The sequence below is a fragment of the Sphingomonas sp. CROZ-RG-20F-R02-07 genome (assembly GCF_022662335.1).
Lineage (GTDB): Bacteria > Pseudomonadota > Alphaproteobacteria > Sphingomonadales > Sphingomonadaceae > Sphingomonas.
The window spans coordinates 142,169-157,090 of sequence record NZ_JAKNQJ010000004.1 but is presented as its reverse complement, the minus strand read 5'-3'; the positions used below and the strand labels follow the sequence as shown (position 1 = coordinate 157,090).

The 14,922-nt window shown below is 67.3% G+C and carries 12 protein-coding genes and 1 tRNA gene; 9 read left to right on the top strand and 4 right to left on the bottom strand.

The genetic code is table 11. From position 1 onward, the window contains the following. Nucleotides 1–19 precede the first annotated feature (19 nt). From L8H00_RS08405 to L8H00_RS08395, 3 genes are read left to right on the top strand one after another with little or no spacing between them, the layout of a single operon-like run. Nucleotides 20–1,705 (top strand): M1 family metallopeptidase, encoded by a 1,686-nt coding sequence (locus L8H00_RS08405; protein WP_242096854.1) that lies wholly within the window; start codon nucleotides 20–22, stop codon nucleotides 1,703–1,705. Continuing rightward, nucleotides 1,702–1,956 (top strand): hypothetical protein, encoded by a 255-nt coding sequence (locus tag L8H00_RS08400; RefSeq protein ID WP_242096853.1) that lies wholly within the window; start codon nucleotides 1,702–1,704, stop codon nucleotides 1,954–1,956. Before L8H00_RS08405 ends, L8H00_RS08400 begins: the two co-directional genes overlap by 4 nt. Before the next feature lie 27 nt (nucleotides 1,957–1,983). Next, nucleotides 1,984–2,583 carry an isoprenylcysteine carboxylmethyltransferase family protein gene (locus L8H00_RS08395; RefSeq protein ID WP_242096852.1) on the top strand — a complete coding sequence of 200 codons (600 nt, stop codon included), beginning with the start codon at nucleotides 1,984–1,986 and terminating at the stop codon, nucleotides 2,581–2,583. A gap of 7 nt (nucleotides 2,584–2,590) precedes the next feature. On the opposite strand, the gene L8H00_RS08390 is transcribed toward L8H00_RS08395, so the two are convergent. Together L8H00_RS08390 and L8H00_RS08385 are read right to left on the bottom strand one after the other, a co-directional pair. After that, a complete protein-coding gene (locus L8H00_RS08390) occupies nucleotides 2,591–2,881 on the bottom strand; it encodes a DUF2218 domain-containing protein (RefSeq protein WP_242096851.1) in 291 nt (96 codons plus the stop codon). Continuing rightward, on the bottom strand, nucleotides 2,878–3,480 hold the full coding sequence (locus L8H00_RS08385) for a PadR family transcriptional regulator (protein WP_242096850.1): 603 nt from the start codon (nucleotides 3,478–3,480) through the stop codon (nucleotides 2,878–2,880). Before L8H00_RS08385 ends, L8H00_RS08390 begins: the two co-directional genes overlap by 4 nt. Before the next feature lie 145 nt (nucleotides 3,481–3,625). Between L8H00_RS08385 and L8H00_RS08380 the strand changes: the two genes are divergently transcribed. The 5 genes from L8H00_RS08380 (at nucleotide 3,626) to L8H00_RS08360 (ending at nucleotide 10,256) form a co-directional block, all read left to right on the top strand. Next, nucleotides 3,626–4,942, top strand: a complete 1,317-nt coding sequence (locus L8H00_RS08380) for a replication-associated recombination protein A (protein ID WP_242096849.1) — start codon at nucleotides 3,626–3,628, stop codon at nucleotides 4,940–4,942. Next, a complete protein-coding gene (locus L8H00_RS08375) occupies nucleotides 4,939–5,811 on the top strand; it encodes a hypothetical protein (RefSeq protein ID WP_242096848.1) in 873 nt (290 codons plus the stop codon). Before L8H00_RS08380 ends, L8H00_RS08375 begins: the two co-directional genes overlap by 4 nt. Nucleotides 5,812–5,830: 19 nt before the next feature. After that, a tRNA-Thr gene (locus tag L8H00_RS08370) sits at nucleotides 5,831–5,906 on the top strand. 190 nt (nucleotides 5,907–6,096) lie between these two features. Then, complete coding sequence (locus L8H00_RS08365; protein ID WP_242096847.1) at nucleotides 6,097–9,168, top strand: TonB-dependent receptor; 3,072 nt, start codon at nucleotides 6,097–6,099, stop codon at nucleotides 9,166–9,168. A gap of 86 nt (nucleotides 9,169–9,254) precedes the next feature. Then, a complete protein-coding gene (locus tag L8H00_RS08360) occupies nucleotides 9,255–10,256 on the top strand; it encodes a N(4)-(beta-N-acetylglucosaminyl)-L-asparaginase (RefSeq protein ID WP_242096846.1) in 1,002 nt (333 codons plus the stop codon). A 40-nt stretch (nucleotides 10,257–10,296) separates the two neighbouring features. Here L8H00_RS08360 and L8H00_RS08355 read toward each other — a convergent pair whose 3' ends face one another. Then, nucleotides 10,297–11,058, bottom strand: coding sequence for a VIT family protein (locus tag L8H00_RS08355; protein ID WP_242096845.1), 762 nt, complete (start codon nucleotides 11,056–11,058; stop codon nucleotides 10,297–10,299). Then, a complete protein-coding gene (locus tag L8H00_RS08350; protein ID WP_242096844.1) occupies nucleotides 11,055–11,594 on the bottom strand; it encodes a DUF3833 family protein in 540 nt (179 codons plus the stop codon). The genes L8H00_RS08355 and L8H00_RS08350 overlap by 4 nt, the downstream gene beginning before the upstream one ends. A gap of 576 nt (nucleotides 11,595–12,170) precedes the next feature. Between L8H00_RS08350 and L8H00_RS08345 the strand changes: the two genes are divergently transcribed. Beyond that, nucleotides 12,171–14,909 (top strand): DUF5695 domain-containing protein, encoded by a 2,739-nt coding sequence (locus L8H00_RS08345; RefSeq protein WP_242096843.1) that lies wholly within the window; start codon nucleotides 12,171–12,173, stop codon nucleotides 14,907–14,909. Nucleotides 14,910–14,922 lie beyond the last annotated feature (13 nt).

Genomic DNA, 14,922 nt, shown 5'->3' with positions numbered 1-14,922 from the left:
GCCGCCTATTCCCTTCTCCATGTTCCTCCCGCTTCTTCTCGCTGCCGCGCTTCCCGCCAAGGGCGAGCCCGCGATCACCGCGCAGACCGCAATCTCGGGCGGCGCGCGCCCGCCCGAACAGCGCGCCATGCGCTTCGACAGCGCCGACCTGCAATTCGAAATACTGCCCGACCGCGAGGCGCTCGAGGGCATCGCCACGCTGACCTTCACCGCAACCGCGCCGCTCGGCCGGCTGGTGATCGATCTTGACCGGAACCTGCCCGTCAGCGCGATCGCGATCGACGGCGTGCCGCTCGCGCCCGGGACCTGGTCGAACCCGGAAGGGCAGTTGTTCGTCCCCTTGCCCCACCCGCTCGCCAAGGGGCGATCGGTAACGGCGCGGATCGTCTATGGCGGCACGCCCCATGTCGCGGTGAAGGCGCCGTGGGATTCGGGGATGGTCTGGTCGAAGACGCCGGACGGCCGGACCTGGTTCGCCACCACCGCGGAAGGGATCGGCTGCGACATCTTCTGGCCGTGCCTCGATTTTCCCGAAGGCCGGCCGGCCGTGGCCACGCTTCACATCACCGTGCCCGCGGGGCTGAAGGCGCCGTCGAACGGCGTGCTGCTGGGCGTCGATACGCTGGCCGACGGGCGGACGCGTTGGAACTGGCGAGCCGGCCACCCCAACACCTATGGCATCGCGCTGAACGTCGGGCCCTATGAGGAGATCAGCGGCACCTACAAGAGCCGTTTCGGGAACATGATCCCGATGATGTACTGGTATCTGCCGGGCGAGGAGAAGCAGGCCGCGGCGCTGTTCGCCGAATTCGCACCAACGCTCGATTTCTACGAAAGCGTCGTCGGGCCCTATCCCTTCGCCGACGAAAAGGTCGGCGTGGTGGAAACGCCGCACAAGGGCATGGAGCACCAGACGATCAACGCGTACGGCAATGGCTATGCCAAGGCGCCCGAGGGATTCGACTGGCTGTTCCATCACGAATTCGGCCATGAATGGTTCGGCAACCAGCTGACCGCCGCCAATTGGGACGATTACTGGCTGCACGAAGGCTATGAGAGCTACATGCAGCCGCTCTATGGCCGCTGGCGCGAGGGCGAGGCCCGTTATGCGGTGATGCTCGACGCGCAACGCAATCAGATCGCGAACCTGAAGCCGATCGTGTCGGGCACGCTGCGCACCGAGGAACAGGTGTACGAGACGAGCAAGGGCGGGCCGGGTCAGGACATCTATTACAAGGGCGCGTGGATGCTCCACACGCTGCGCGGGCTGATCGGCGATGCGGCGTTCGCCGCCGTCACCCGGCTCGAAGTCTATGGCCGGACCGATCCGAAGCCGGGCAATTTCGCGCCGCGCTTCGGCTCGACGTGCGAATATGAATCCTTCGTGCGGCGCGTGACCGGCAAGGATTATGGCTGGTTCTTCGATGCCTATCTGCGCCAGGCCGCGCTTCCCGAACTGATCCAGACCCGCACGGGCAACACGCTGGCGCTGGCGTGGAAGACGGCGGCCGGCACCCCCTTCCCGATGCCCGTCGAGGTGCAGATCGGCGAACGGATCGTGCGCGTGCGGATGACGGACGGCCATGGCCGCCTTTCGGTGCCGGCGAATGCGCATGTCGTGATCGATCCCGCGGCTCGCGTGTTGAAGCGCTCGATCGCCGTCGAGGAGTATCAGGCATGGCAGACCGCCCAGAAGAAGAAATGACAAGACTCGCGCTGCGCCGCACCGCCGAGATGGCGGCGGTGTTCATGATTGGCGATGGCCTGCTCGGGCTGCTCCAGCCGCGCCGGCATGTCGATCTGTGGCGATCCGATGTTGCGGCGGTCGATGCGTTGGTGAAGCCGTTCGGCGGGGCGCCCGGCCGCCGGCGCGCCTATGGGCTGTTGCAGATCGGCGCCGGGGTGTTGCTGGCGTCAAGGCTGCGGCCGCTTGCGCGTGGTGTGTTGCCGCAATAGAACGGTGCGCATGAGGGGGACAGGCGCATGATCCGTTGGACCGTCGACGCCGTCGGGCTGCCGGGGCTCGCCGCCTTCGCGTTTGGCTTCCTCCTGTTTTTCGTCGCGCTGCTGGGCGCGCGGCGCCGCGCGCGCCGCGCCACAACCGTCGCGGAAACGCGGGCGCGTGCCTCGTGGTTCTGGATCGGCGTACAGGGGTGCGGGATCGCCGCGGGCGGCCTGGGGCCGATCATCGTCGATCTCGATCCGCTCGGGGCCAAGGCGCTGGCCGAGGCGGCGGTCGTGCTGGGGTTGATGCTCGGCGCGGCGGCGCTGTTCCGCGCGTCGTCGCTCGCGATGGGCGCCAATTGGAGCCTCGTCGCGCGCACCCGCAGCGATCACCAGCTCGTGCAGGCCGGCCCCTTCGCGGTGGTGCGCCACCCGATCTATGTCGCGCTGTTCCTGCTGACGATCGCCATGGCGGTCGCCTATGGCCATACGCGCAACCTGATCGTTGGCCTGCCGCTCTACGCGATAGGCACCTGGTTCCGCATCCGCCACGAGGAAGCGCTGCTCCGCCGGCAGTTCGGCAAAGGCTACGATGCCTATGCCGCGCGGGTGAAGCGCTTCGTGCCCGGCGTCTTCTGACGGCGCATCACCCCGGCCGCCAGTCGAACGTCAGCGGCGCCTCGCGAAAGGCGAAGCGATCGAGATGGCTCGCCACCACCTCGCGCATCCGCTCCACGTCTTCGCCCTCGGGCACGGTGAGGATCACGTCGAGGCTCTCGCTCTCGGCGCGCATCGCGAGCCGCGCGCCGCTCGGGAAGTCGATCGTGCCCTCCTGCTCGGAGAACACGACCGTCATCTTGTGGCTCCAATGCTTGGCGAGCTGCTGGAGATAGCGACTGGCCGAACGGGTCGGCACGCGGGCGACCGAGACGCTCACTTGAAGCGCTCGATCTTCCGGACGAGTTCGTCGATCAGCGCCGCCACATCGTGAAGCGCATCCTCGCTCAAGTCGCCGCGGGCGATCCGGTCGCGCGTCGCCTGGTGCAGCGCGCCCATCGCGCGGCGGATCGGCGCGTGATCGGGGCGCGACCGTTCCGAACCCAAGCCGGTCAGCCGCGCAACCAGCGCTTCGACCTGGTCGGCATTCTCGCCCAGATGTGTGCGCCCCTCCTCGGTCGCCGCGAAAAGCTTCTTCGCGCCCTCGGACGCCTGTTCGGCGATCAGCCCCATGTCGCCCAGCAACGTCAGCGTCGGATAGACCACGCCGGGGCTGGGCGCATAGGCGCCGCCGGTCATCGTCTCGATCTCGCGGATCAGGTCATAGCCATGGCGCGGCGCGTCGGCGATCAGCTTCAGGAGAACGAGCCGCAGCTCGCCGCCGTCGAACATCCGCCGGCTGCGCCCGCCGCCATCGCCGCGCCCGCCACCGTGCCGGCCGCCATGGCGCTCGCCATGAATTTCCCAGCTCATCGAGAAGGGCCCGCGCTCGAAGCGTCCGCCCCGTGGGCCGCCATCGCGGCCGTGCATGTGAAACATCGTCTTTCCTTCCATGTATCGTGATGGCTCCAAGATATATCTCCGTTAATAAGAGTCAAGATCCCTCTAGATATATCTTTGAGCTAGCCGACCGGAGCGTCATGCGTCCCCCTCCCCGCGCCGTCGAAAAGCGTTACATGAGGGCATGGCCGATCTCTTCGCGGGCTTCGAACCCGCCGCCCCCGCCGAACCGCTCCACGAGAACGCACCGCTCGCCGATCGCCTGCGGCCCCGCGCGCTGGACGCGGTCGTGGGGCAGGATCACATCACCGGGCCCGAGGGCGCCATCGGGCGGATGGTCGCGGCGGGGCGGCTGTCGTCGATGATCCTGTGGGGCCCGCCGGGCACGGGCAAGACGACGATCGCGCGGCTGCTCGCCGATGCGGTCGATCTGCGTTTCGTCGCGATCTCCGCGGTGTTTTCGGGCGTGGCGGAGCTGAAAAAGGCGTTCGCCGAAGCGCGCGACCATGCGCGGATGGGCAAGCGCACATTGCTGTTCGTGGACGAGATCCACCGCTTCAACCGCGCGCAGCAGGACGGTTTCCTGCCCTATGTCGAGGACGGTACCGTCACGCTCGTCGGCGCGACCACCGAGAACCCGTCGTTCGAGTTGAACGCGGCGCTGCTCAGCCGCGCGCAGGTGCTGATCCTCCACCGGCTCGACCGCGCCGCGCTCGAACTGCTGATCGACCGCGCCGAGGCCGAGATGGAGCGCCCGCTGCCGCTCGACGCCGCCGCGCGCGACGCGCTGGTCGCCAGCGCGGACGGCGACGGGCGCTTCCTGCTCAACCAGGTCGAAACGCTCTTCTCGGTCGATCTGCCCGAGCCTCTCGACCCCGCCGGCCTCTCCGCCTTTCTCCAGCGCCGCGTGGCGGTGTACGACAAGGATCGCGAGGGCCATTACAACCTCATCAGCGCGCTCCACAAATCGATCCGCGGCTCGGATCCCGACGCCGCGCTCTATTATCTCGCGCGGATGCTCACCGCGGGCGAGGAGCCGCTCTATCTGCTGCGCCGCCTGACGCGTGCCGCGATCGAGGATATCGGGCTGGCCGACCCGCAGGCGCTGGTCCAGTGCCTCGCCGCCAAGGATTGCTACGACTTTCTCGGCAGCCCCGAAGGCGAACTCGCGATCGCGCAGGCCTGCGTCTATCTGGCGGTCGCGCCCAAATCCAACGCGGTGTACAAGGCGCAGAAGGCGGCGTGGCGATCGGCGAAGGAAACCGGATCGCTGATGCCGCCCGACAACATCCTGAACGCGCCGACCAAGCTGATGCGCGATATCGGCTATGGCAAGGGCTATGCCTATGACCATGATGCGGCAGACGGGTTTTCGGGCGCGAACTATTGGCCGGCCGAACTGCCCCCGCAGCATTTCTACGAACCCACCGACCGCGGCCACGAACGCCGCATCGCCGAGCGGCTCGCGCATTGGCAGTCGCTGCGGCAGCGCGAGCGGTGATCGCGGGCGTCCGCCCGCCGCAGGGCCGCTTCACCCGCTTCGCCGCGATCGACTGGTCGGGCGCGAAGGGCAGCCGACACAAGGGGATCGCGCTCGCGACCTGCACCGCGGGCAGCGCCGCGCCGATGCTGGTGCCGCCGCCGGATCGCGCCTGGTCGCGCACCGCCATTCTCGACTGGCTCGTCGCGCATGCGGGCGAACCGATGCTCGTCGGCTTCGACTTCAGCTTCTCCGCGCCCTTTGTCGAGCGCGGCGCGCACCTGCCGGGCGAACCGCCGACGCGCGACGCGCGGGCCTTATGGGCGTTCGTCGACCGCGCGAGCGACGATGCCGATCTGGGCGCGGCCACGTTCCTCGAAGCGCGGCGCGGACGCCATTTCTATCTGGGCGCGGCGGACGGACCCAAGGCCGATTTCCTCCACTGGCGCGCCTGCGAACGCGCGACCGACGGCACGCGCAAGCCCTCCACCGTCTATGATGCGATCGGCGCGGCGCAGGTGGCCAAGGCGAGCTTCGCCGGCATGCGCCTGCTCCACCATCTGGCGGACCGGGCCGCCGTCTGGCCGTTCGACCGCGTGCCGGATGCCGGCCTCGTCGTGGTCGAGATCTACACCGCGATCGCCGCGCGCGCGTCGGGCATGCGCAAGGGCCGCAGCAAGATCCGCGACGCCGCTGCGCTCGACGCGGCGCTGGCCGCGTTCGGCACGACGCCCCACGCCGCCTTGGCACGCTATGACGATCATTCGACCGACGCGATCCTAACCGCGGCCTGGCTGCGCGCCAACGCCGCCGATCCCCGGCTCTGGGCACCGCCCGGCATGACCGACGCGATCGCGCAGACGGAGGGCTGGACCTTCGGCGTGCGGTGAAGCATGGAGACGCACGGATGCCGGTTTAGCTCAGTTGGTAGAGCGCCAGTTTTGTAAACTGGATGTCGCGGGTTCGATTCCTGCAACCGGCACCACCGCAATCCTTATCTCACCGATTTTGCTCGGCTTTACGGATCTGCGTGCGAATTCGCGCGCCCAAGACGCTGTCCAATTAATACCAACTGCAAGACAATGGACTTGGATTGGTATTGACGGCTGTTTTATTAGTATGACAAACTCCTTCCGTGGCCATGCAAAGCAGGCTGCGAAAAAGGGGGAAAGTTGATGGGGTTTCGCAACACGACGTCGCTTGCTGCACTCGGCGCAGCGTTGGTTTTCGCCGCCACGCCGGCTACGGCCCAGCAAGCCGATCCGCCGCAGGGCAGCGTCGCCGATTCCGCACAGACGCGGTCCGACGCGATCACCGGGCAGGCGTCGGCGGGAGACGCTGCCGGCCTCGACGTCGTGGTGACCGGCTCGCGCATCCAGCGCCCCAATTCCACCGCCGCGGCACCGATCACATCGGTGACGGCGCTCGACATCAAGGCGCAGTCGCCGATCAACGTCGAGGAGGTCTTGAACCGTCTTCCGCAGGTCGCACCCGACAGCCAGCAAAACTACCAGGATTCCGACGGGCGCCAACGCGTCAAGCTGCGCAACCTCGGCTTCGAACGCACGCTGGTGCTGATCGACGGCAAGCGCCTCGGCACGATCAACGGCGAAGACCTCAACATCATCCCCATCTCGTTGATCGAGCGCGTGGACGTGCTGACGGGCGGCGCATCGGCGGTCTATGGATCGGATGCGGTCGCAGGCGTCGTCAACTTCATCCTGAAACCCGATTTCAAGGGTTTGCGGCTCGACGCCAACTATAATTTCTACAACCACGACAACAAGCCGAACATCGTCACGCAACAGGCGCAGGCGTCCGGCTTCCCGACCGAGTTCGGCACGACGAACGACGGCGGCCGTGCCGACCTGACGCTGACGGCGGGCACCGCGCTGTTCGACGACAAGCTCCACGTCTCGGGCTTCGTCGATTACCGGCATGCCGATCTGCTGCCCTATGCCTCACGATCCACCTCGGCCTGCCAGCTTTTGCAGACGACGAAAGACGGCCCGCTCAGTTGCTCGCTCTCCACCTATTCCGTCAGCGGCTATATCTCACCGCGTTCGGGCGCGAACAACGGCACCGCCTATGTCAACAATCCGGACGGCTCGCGCACCTTCGTGCCTTACGGCATCGGCGCGAACAATGCGGCCAATCCCTATGACGGCTATTCCTACCAGCGCCAGGACAACCGGCTGAATGCGGGCGGCTTTGTTTCGCTCAAGCTGTCCCCCGAATTCGAGGTCTACGGCTCGGGCCTTTGGTTCCGCGACAAATCGATCAACCGCTTCCCGAACCGCGTCTTCAGCTACACCGCCTATGGCTCCAGCCCGTATCAGGTGAACTGCAACAATCCGTATCTCTCGTCCTCGCAGGCGACCACGCTCTGCGGCGCCGCGGCGGGCACGGCGGCGCTGGTGCCGCTGGAGGTGCGCTATCGCCTCAACGTACCGTATCTCGACGACACCTATGTCAACACCGGCCTCCGCGCGACGGGCGGCGTGCGTGGCAAGATCGGCGAGGCCTGGACCTATGACGTCGGCGGCGTCTACGCGCGCAATCAACAGGAATACATGCCCGCGACGCTGCCCGATTACGGCCGCGTCAACAACACGCTGAACGTCGTCAACGCAAACGGCGTGCCGACATGCGTGGCCACGATCAACGGCACCGATCCGGGCTGCGTGGCATTCGATGCGTTCAGCGCGGGCGGCGGCAGTCCGGCGCTCCTGAACTATATCTCCGGCGCGAACAGCGTCGAGAAGCAGAAGACCGTCGGCCAGCTCTACGACGTGTTGGCCAACGTAACGGGCGATCTCGGCAAATATGGCATCACGTCGCCCTTCGCCGAAGACGGCCTCGCCTTCGCGCTGGGCGTCGAATATCGCGAAGACCGACAGAGTTCGACCGCCAACGCCGCCTTCTACAACGACAATGGCGGATCGGATTCCGACCTTCGCCAGCATGTCTGGGAAGGCAATGTCGAATTGCAGGTGCCGCTCGTGCAGCACAAGCGCTTCGCCGATCTGCTCCAGGCGAACGGCGCGTTCCGCGTGTCGCGGTACAACAGCAATCCCGACACGTTCACGACGTGGAAGATGGAGGGCGTCTTTGCCCCCGTGTCCGACCTCACCTTCCGCCTGTCGTTCAACAAGGCGCAGCGCGCGCCGAGCGTGGTGGAAACCTTCCAGGCGAGCAACATCAGCTTCACCAAGCAGGGCGCGTCGGGCAATGATTTCTGCGCGCCCGTGCCGCGCCAGATCGCCGATCCCGCCCATCCGGGCCAGACGATCACCACCACCGCGCCGCTCGCCTCGCGCGACGTGTGCCGCGCGACCGGCCTGTCCGACGCGCTGTACGGCAGCGCGACGCTGCTGTGCCCGAACGACCAGTGCACCGTGCGCTCGGGCGGCTTCACCGCCAACCCGGAAACCGCCTATACCCAGACCTACGGCATCGTGGTGAAGCCCCGTTTCGTCCGTGGCCTCGTCTTCTCGGTCGATCGTTACCGGATCAAGATTGACAACTCGCTCGGCTTCAATGACGACAGCTATTACACCGATGGCTGCCTGCGCTCGAACGGCGATCCGTTCTTCTGTTCGGGGATCGTGCGTGCCGCCAACGGCACGCTCTACGCCGCCGCCGCGGGCAACCCGACGAGCGGCTTCATCCGCGAGGGCACGACGAACTATTATTTCTCGATCGCGCGCGGCTGGGATTTCCAGGGCGATTACACACTCGCTCTGGGCGGCGCGGGCAGCGTGAATTTCGGCTTCAACGGATCGCTCACCACCTTTGCCGGCGGGCAGGACTCGCCCGTAGAGCCGCTGCGCAATTGCGCGGGCTATTACGGCAATGGCTGCGGGCAGCTGCTGCCGAAATGGGCACACGGCCTGCGCACGACCTACACCTTGCCCGACGGCAGCTTCAACGCATCCTTCAACTGGCGCTATGTGGGCGCGCTGACGAGCGCCAACAATTCGGGCGATCCCGCGATCGGCGGCACCGCGGCCAACGCACAGACGACGTTCGCGCGGATCGATCCGGTCAGCTATTTCGATCTCGCGCTGACGTTCAACATCGCCAAGCGCTACAGCCTGCGGCTGGTCGCGAACAACCTGCTCGATCGCAATCCGCCGATCCTCGCCAATTCGTACAATATCAGCCTGGCGCGCAGCAACACGATCCCCGCGCGCTACGACAGCCTTGGCCGCAACATCGCGATTGGCGTGACGACCAGTTTCTGATCCGACCGGTCTGGACGGGGCGCTTGCGGGCGCGCCCCGTTCAACGATATCGAAGGGCAAATCGGTTCGAAATCGAAGGGCGGCACATGAACGATCGGCGGACTTTTCTGGCGACGATCGGCGCATCGGGGCTGGCCGCCCCGCTCGCGGCCAAGGCAACTGGTGCAGGCGATCCGCCGCGGTGCCTGATCCTCTCCACCTGGGATTTCGGGGCGGCCGCCAACGATGCGGCCTATGCGCGGCTGCGTGCCGGGGGCACGTTGCTCGACGCGATCGAGACGGGCGCGATGGTGCCCGAGGCCGATCCCGACAACCATTCGGTCGGCTATGGCGGCTATCCCGATCGCGACGGGCACGTCACGCTGGATGCGGTCATCATGGACGATGCCGGCCAGGTCGGCGCGGTCGCCGCGCTGGAGGATGCGGTGCATGCGATCTCGGTCGCGCGCGCCGTCATGGAGCATACGCCTCACACGCTGATCGTCGGCGAAGGCGCCACACGCTTCGCCCGCGAGCGCGGCTTTCCCAAGGTCGCGCTGCTCACCCCGCCGGCCGAGGCGGCGTGGCGCAAATGGTTAAAGACACAGGACTATCGCCCCGTCGCCAACAGCGAGACCGGCACCTATCGCACGCCGGGCGGCGCGCTCGATCACGATACGATCGGTATCCTCGCCTGCGATCCGGCGGGGCGGCTGGCGGGCGGCTGCACGACATCGGGCATGGCGTTCAAGATGCGCGGCCGGGTCGGCGATTCGCCACAGGTGGGCAGCGGCCTGTATGTCGAGAAGGGCGTCGGCGGCGCCACCTCGACCGGTCTCGGCGAAGAGGTGACGCGCGTGGCGGGCAGCGCCCGCGTCGTCGCCTCGATGAGGGCCGGGCGCACCGCGCAACAGGCATGCGAGGAGGTCGTCCGCCACATCGCGGCCCTGCGCGGCGATGCGATCAAGGGCGTTCAGGTCGGCTTCCTCGCGATCGACACGCGGGGGCGGATCGGCGCCTATTGCCTGTTGCCCGGCTTCACCTATGCCACGACCGACGATGCCGGCGTGACACGCGTGCACAAGGCCGCGTCGCTGTTCGCGTCATGATGCAGCCGGTCTAAGGTACGTCACGCGCGCCGCGATCGGGTCAGCCCGCGGTGCCGAACAGGTGACCGATCGCCGCCGTCGCGCCCATCGCGGCGACGCCCCAGAAGGTGACGCGGGCGACCGCGCGCCCGATCCTCGCGCCGCCGATCGTCGCGCCGATCGCGCCGAGCAGCGCCAGCAGCAGCAGCGCGACCACCGACACGGCCAGAACGACCCGGTCGTGCGGCGCGAAGGCGGCGACCAGCACCGGAACGATCGCGCCGGTCGTGAACGCCAGCGCGGACGAGAACGCCGCCTGCAGCGGGCGCGCGGCCAGCTCTTCCGTAAGGCCGAGTTCGTCGCGCATATGTGCGCCCAAGGCATCGTGCGCCATCATCTGTTCGGCCACCTGCCGCGCGACGGCGGGCGACACGCCACGCGCGACATAGATGGCCGCGAGCTCCGCGGTTTCCTGCTCCGGTGCGCGTAGCAACTCGGCGCGTTCGCGGGCAAGGTCCGCGCGCTCGGTATCGGACTGCGAGCTGACCGACACATATTCGCCGGCCGCCATCGACAAGGCACCGCCCACGAGCGCTGCCGATCCCGCCAGCAGCACGCCCGCATGGCTTGCCGCTGGCGCCGCCGCGACGCCGACCAACAGGCTGGACACCGAAATGATCCCGTCATTCGCCCCAAGCACGGCGGCACGCAACCAGCCCGTTCGGTGGACGAGGTGGTGTTCGGTCGGGGCGACCGGGGCGTGATCCCCGCCCGCATCGGTGCGGTGCGCGGGATCGGCCGTCAGGCCTCGGGTTGCGGTCATTCGCGCCTTTCGATCCGTTCGTCCAGGCGCGCCACGACGATCCCCGCCTTGCGCACCGTCATCCTGTTGAGCGCGACCTGCCCGCCGGGTTGCAGATAGAGCCGCTGCTCGACCTTCAGCCCTCCCTTCATGACGAAGGCGATGTGGAGCGCGTTGCCATGGGTCTCGGCGAATACGGGCCCCACCGCATCGGTCAGCGTGCCCGTATATCGACCCGGCCCGGCCGGCCGCAGCCGCCAGGTGCGATGCTTGGCCGCGCCGTCGCCCTGCACGACATCCTGATCCAGGGTGATCTCGCCCGCCGGGCTTACCAGGCCCATGCCGCGCACATCCGTGCTGCGGGATTTCGAAAACAGGATATGCAGCGTCCCCGTGCCATGCGTGCTGCCGGCGAAGAAGCGGACGGGATCGAACACCGGCATGGCAGAGGCCGCGGGCGGCGCGACATGCCCCGCGGGCACGCAACCGGGAGCCCCGATCAGCGCCGCCAGCGCCAACGCAGGTCCGGCATGTCGGAAGAATCGCTTGGCTGTCATCGTACACCCCTGCCGCGGCCGCGATCGGATGGCCAGCACTGATAAAGGAACGCGATCAGAGCGGGATCGGCGGCCCCATACGCTCCATGCCATAGGATCGCAGCAAGGCGGCATCCTTCCCTTGGAATAGCCGCCAGCGCTGAAGCCCAGTTGCTCCTATGCGTTGAAGAACGCCTCCATCTTTCCGGTCGGCGCATAGCTGAGAAGCAGGCGGCCCGTCTTGAGCGCGACGAACGCCCATGCATGGGGAACGCCCCGCGGACCCAGAATGCAGTCGGCCGTCTTCAGAAGAAAACGCGTATCCCCCACCTGGACGAGATACTCGCCCTCCAGGACGTAGAGGTGCAGATGGTCACCACCACCTCGATCTTATATCGTATAATGTGCGTTGACGTGGCGACGGGTTAGCTGCTGTAAAATGGTCGAAAGGGGAATGCCCGTGCCGTCCTGCTCCGCGCGCCTGATCCATCGACCAAACCGCAGCACCGAATGCGACCTGCCCGGCAAAGCGCCTTCGGCCCACGCCGCCTTCCTGCACCCCAGCGCATCCACCATGGCCGACCAGTGAGACAGCCGATGCCATCCATCCGACGGCTGCGTGCTTTGTCACTCGCCCTGGCCGCCGCGATGCCGCTTCCCGTCACCGCGCAGGACGCCCAACCGCCGAAGCCCGTCTGCCGGCCGATCGCGACCACTTCGCTGCGCGTCGGTGCGCTACGGCTCGTCCTGCGGCGCGATACGCAGACGCTCGCCGGCCTGTCGCCGCTCGCCGAACCGACCTTCGATTTCGTGCCCGGCACGCGCGAGGCAGAGCGCCAGGGCGACGGCTACAACCATGTCGGCGACATCGACATCCGCTTGCGCATCCCCGGCGGCGCATGGCGTGACTTCGCCTCGGCGCACCGGCGCCGGGCGATCACGATCCTGCCCGCGCGCGGCACCACGCTGGCCGCAGCCGACATCACAGCCTCGATGGGCGACGGCATCCCGATCCGGGTCGAGCGCCGCTGGGTCGATGTCGGCGGCACCCCGGCGCTGCGCTTCACCCTGGTCAACACGGCGCGCACGCCGGTGGAGATCGGCGTGCTCGGCATGCCGATGGTGTTCGACAACATCATCGACGGCCGCACGCTCGAACAGGCGCACGCCGCCGCCAGCTTCGTCGATCCCTATATCGGGCGCGACGCGGGCTATCTCCAGGTCACGCGGCTGAGCGGCAAGGGCCCGGCCCTGCTGGTATTGCCCGAGGGGCACAGCCCGCTCGAAGCCTATGTCCCGCTGCCGTCCGAGCGCGATGCGCCCAGGGACGCGACCTTCACCGAGAAAAGCCGGCGCAGCCAGACGTCGGAAGGCTTTTACGACTGGACCCTCGCATCGAAGGGCTATGCGGACCGGGAATGGAGCAAGGCCGGCACCCCGTGGAACGCGCCGACCAGCATCACGCTCGCCCCGGGTGAACGGCGCGACATCGGCGTGCGCTTCGTGCAATCGCCCGATATTCGCGGCATCGAGGCGACGCTCGCCGCGCAGCATCGCCCGGTCGCGGTCGGCATTCCCGGCTATGTCGTGCCGACCGACCTCCACGCATCGCTGTTCCTGAACTATGGCAGCAAGGTCGCCAGGATCGAGTCTTTCCCAGCGGGCGCGCTGGTCGCCACGCCGGCTCCCGGCGCCAAGAGCTGGGTGCGCTACGCCGTGCAGGCGCATGGCTGGGGCCCGGCACGGCTCAGCATCACCTATGCCGACGGCACGGTACAGACGGTGAGCTATGCCATCACCAAGCCGCTCGACCAGGTGATGGCCGATATCGGCCATTTCACCACCACGCGGCAATGGTTCGACGATCCCGCCGATCCGTTCCACCGCACCCCCGCGATCCTCACCTACGACAAGGAAGCGGGCCGGATCGTCACGCAGGAACCGCGGGTGTGGATTTCGGGCATGAGCGACGAAGGCGGCGCCGGAAGTTGGGTCGCGGCGATGATGAAGCAGCTCGACAATCCCGACCCCGCCGAAGTTGGGAAGCTGGAAACGCTGGTCGACAAGACCGTGGTCGGCAACCTCCAGGTCGCCGGCGGCGACCATGCCGGCGCGGTCAAGAAGAGCCTCTTCTATTACGCCCCGGCCGAGCATCCGGGCTATTACGACCCGAATGAGAATTGGCGAAGCTGGACGTCATGGTCGCACAAGGATGCCGACGATCTCGGCCGCGCCTATAATTACCCGCATGTCGCGATCGGCCATTGGGTGCTCTACCGCCTGGCGCGCAACCATCCGGGGCTGGTGAGCGCGCATGGCTGGAAATGGTATCTCGACCATGCCTATACGACCGTGACCGCGATGATGCGCGATGCGCCCTATTACACGCAGTTCGGGCTGATGGAGGGCGACGTGTTCGTCGACATCCTGAAGGATCTCCAGCGCGAGGGCATGACCGTCGAGGCGACGCATATGGAGGCGCTGATGAAGGACCGCGCCGATCACTGGAAGACGCTGCGCTATCCCTTCGGCAGCGAGATGGCCTGGGACTCGACCGGCCAGCCCGAAGTCTATGCCTGGATGCGCTATTTCGGCTATCAGCCGCAGGCCGAAACCACCCGCGAGGCGATCCTGGGCTATGATCCGACGATCCCGAGCTGGGGCTATAACGGCAATGTTCGGCGCTACTGGGATTTCCTGTACGGCGGCAAATATCCGCGGATCGAGCGGCAGATCCACCATTATGGCTCCGCGCTCAACGCGGTCCCGCTGTTCGACGCGTACCGTGCAAACCCGGCCGACACGCACCTGCTGCGCGTCGCCTATGGCGGGATGATGGGTGGGATCACCAATATCGATCGCGACGGCTTCGGCTCGGCGGCGTTCCACAGCTGGCCCGATCGCATGGCCTGGGATCCCTATACCGGCGATTACGGCATGGGCTTTTTCGGCCATGCCTATGCCGCGGCGACGTATCTGGTGAACGACGCGACGTTCGGCTGGCTCGCCTATGGCGGCAACCTGACGCGAACCGGTGGCAAGGTGACGGTGGCGCCCAAGGATGGCGCCCGCGCGCGCCTGTTCGTGGCGCCTGCAGGAGCGTGGATCACGCTGGAGGCGGGCAAGATCGCCTCCGCCAGCTATGCACCCAAAACCGGCGCGATCACGCTGACGCTCGACCCGGCCGATGCGACCACACCGTCGGCCCGGCTGCGGTTGGAGACCACCACCGCGGGCGGGCGCCGCTATGCCGTCGCGACCGGCACGGCGGAGCGCGGGGCGCAGACGATCGCACTGTCGGCGCAGCCCACCACCGTCGTGCTGGCCCCGCGCTGACGCACCCACGCGC

Excerpts from the sequence above, each read along its gene's own strand:
- L8H00_RS08380 (WP_242096849.1), top strand. The coding sequence starts at position 3,626 with ATGGCCGATCTCTTCGCGGGCTTCGAACCCGCCGCCCCCGCCGAACCG.
- L8H00_RS08365 (WP_242096847.1), top strand. The coding sequence starts at position 6,097 with ATGGGGTTTCGCAACACGACGTCGCTTGCTGCACTCGGCGCAGCGTTG.
- L8H00_RS08400 (WP_242096853.1), top strand. The coding sequence starts at position 1,702 with ATGACAAGACTCGCGCTGCGCCGCACCGCCGAGATGGCGGCGGTGTTC.
- L8H00_RS08355 (WP_242096845.1), bottom strand. The coding sequence starts at position 11,058 with ATGACCGCAACCCGAGGCCTGACGGCCGATCCCGCGCACCGCACCGAT.
- L8H00_RS08345 (WP_242096843.1), top strand. The coding sequence starts at position 12,171 with ATGCCATCCATCCGACGGCTGCGTGCTTTGTCACTCGCCCTGGCCGCC.
- L8H00_RS08395 (WP_242096852.1), top strand. The coding sequence starts at position 1,984 with ATGATCCGTTGGACCGTCGACGCCGTCGGGCTGCCGGGGCTCGCCGCC.
- L8H00_RS08350 (WP_242096844.1), bottom strand. The coding sequence starts at position 11,594 with ATGACAGCCAAGCGATTCTTCCGACATGCCGGACCTGCGTTGGCGCTG.
- L8H00_RS08360 (WP_242096846.1), top strand. The coding sequence starts at position 9,255 with ATGAACGATCGGCGGACTTTTCTGGCGACGATCGGCGCATCGGGGCTG.
- L8H00_RS08385 (WP_242096850.1), bottom strand. The coding sequence starts at position 3,480 with ATGTTTCACATGCACGGCCGCGATGGCGGCCCACGGGGCGGACGCTTC.
- L8H00_RS08405 (WP_242096854.1), top strand. The coding sequence starts at position 20 with ATGTTCCTCCCGCTTCTTCTCGCTGCCGCGCTTCCCGCCAAGGGCGAG.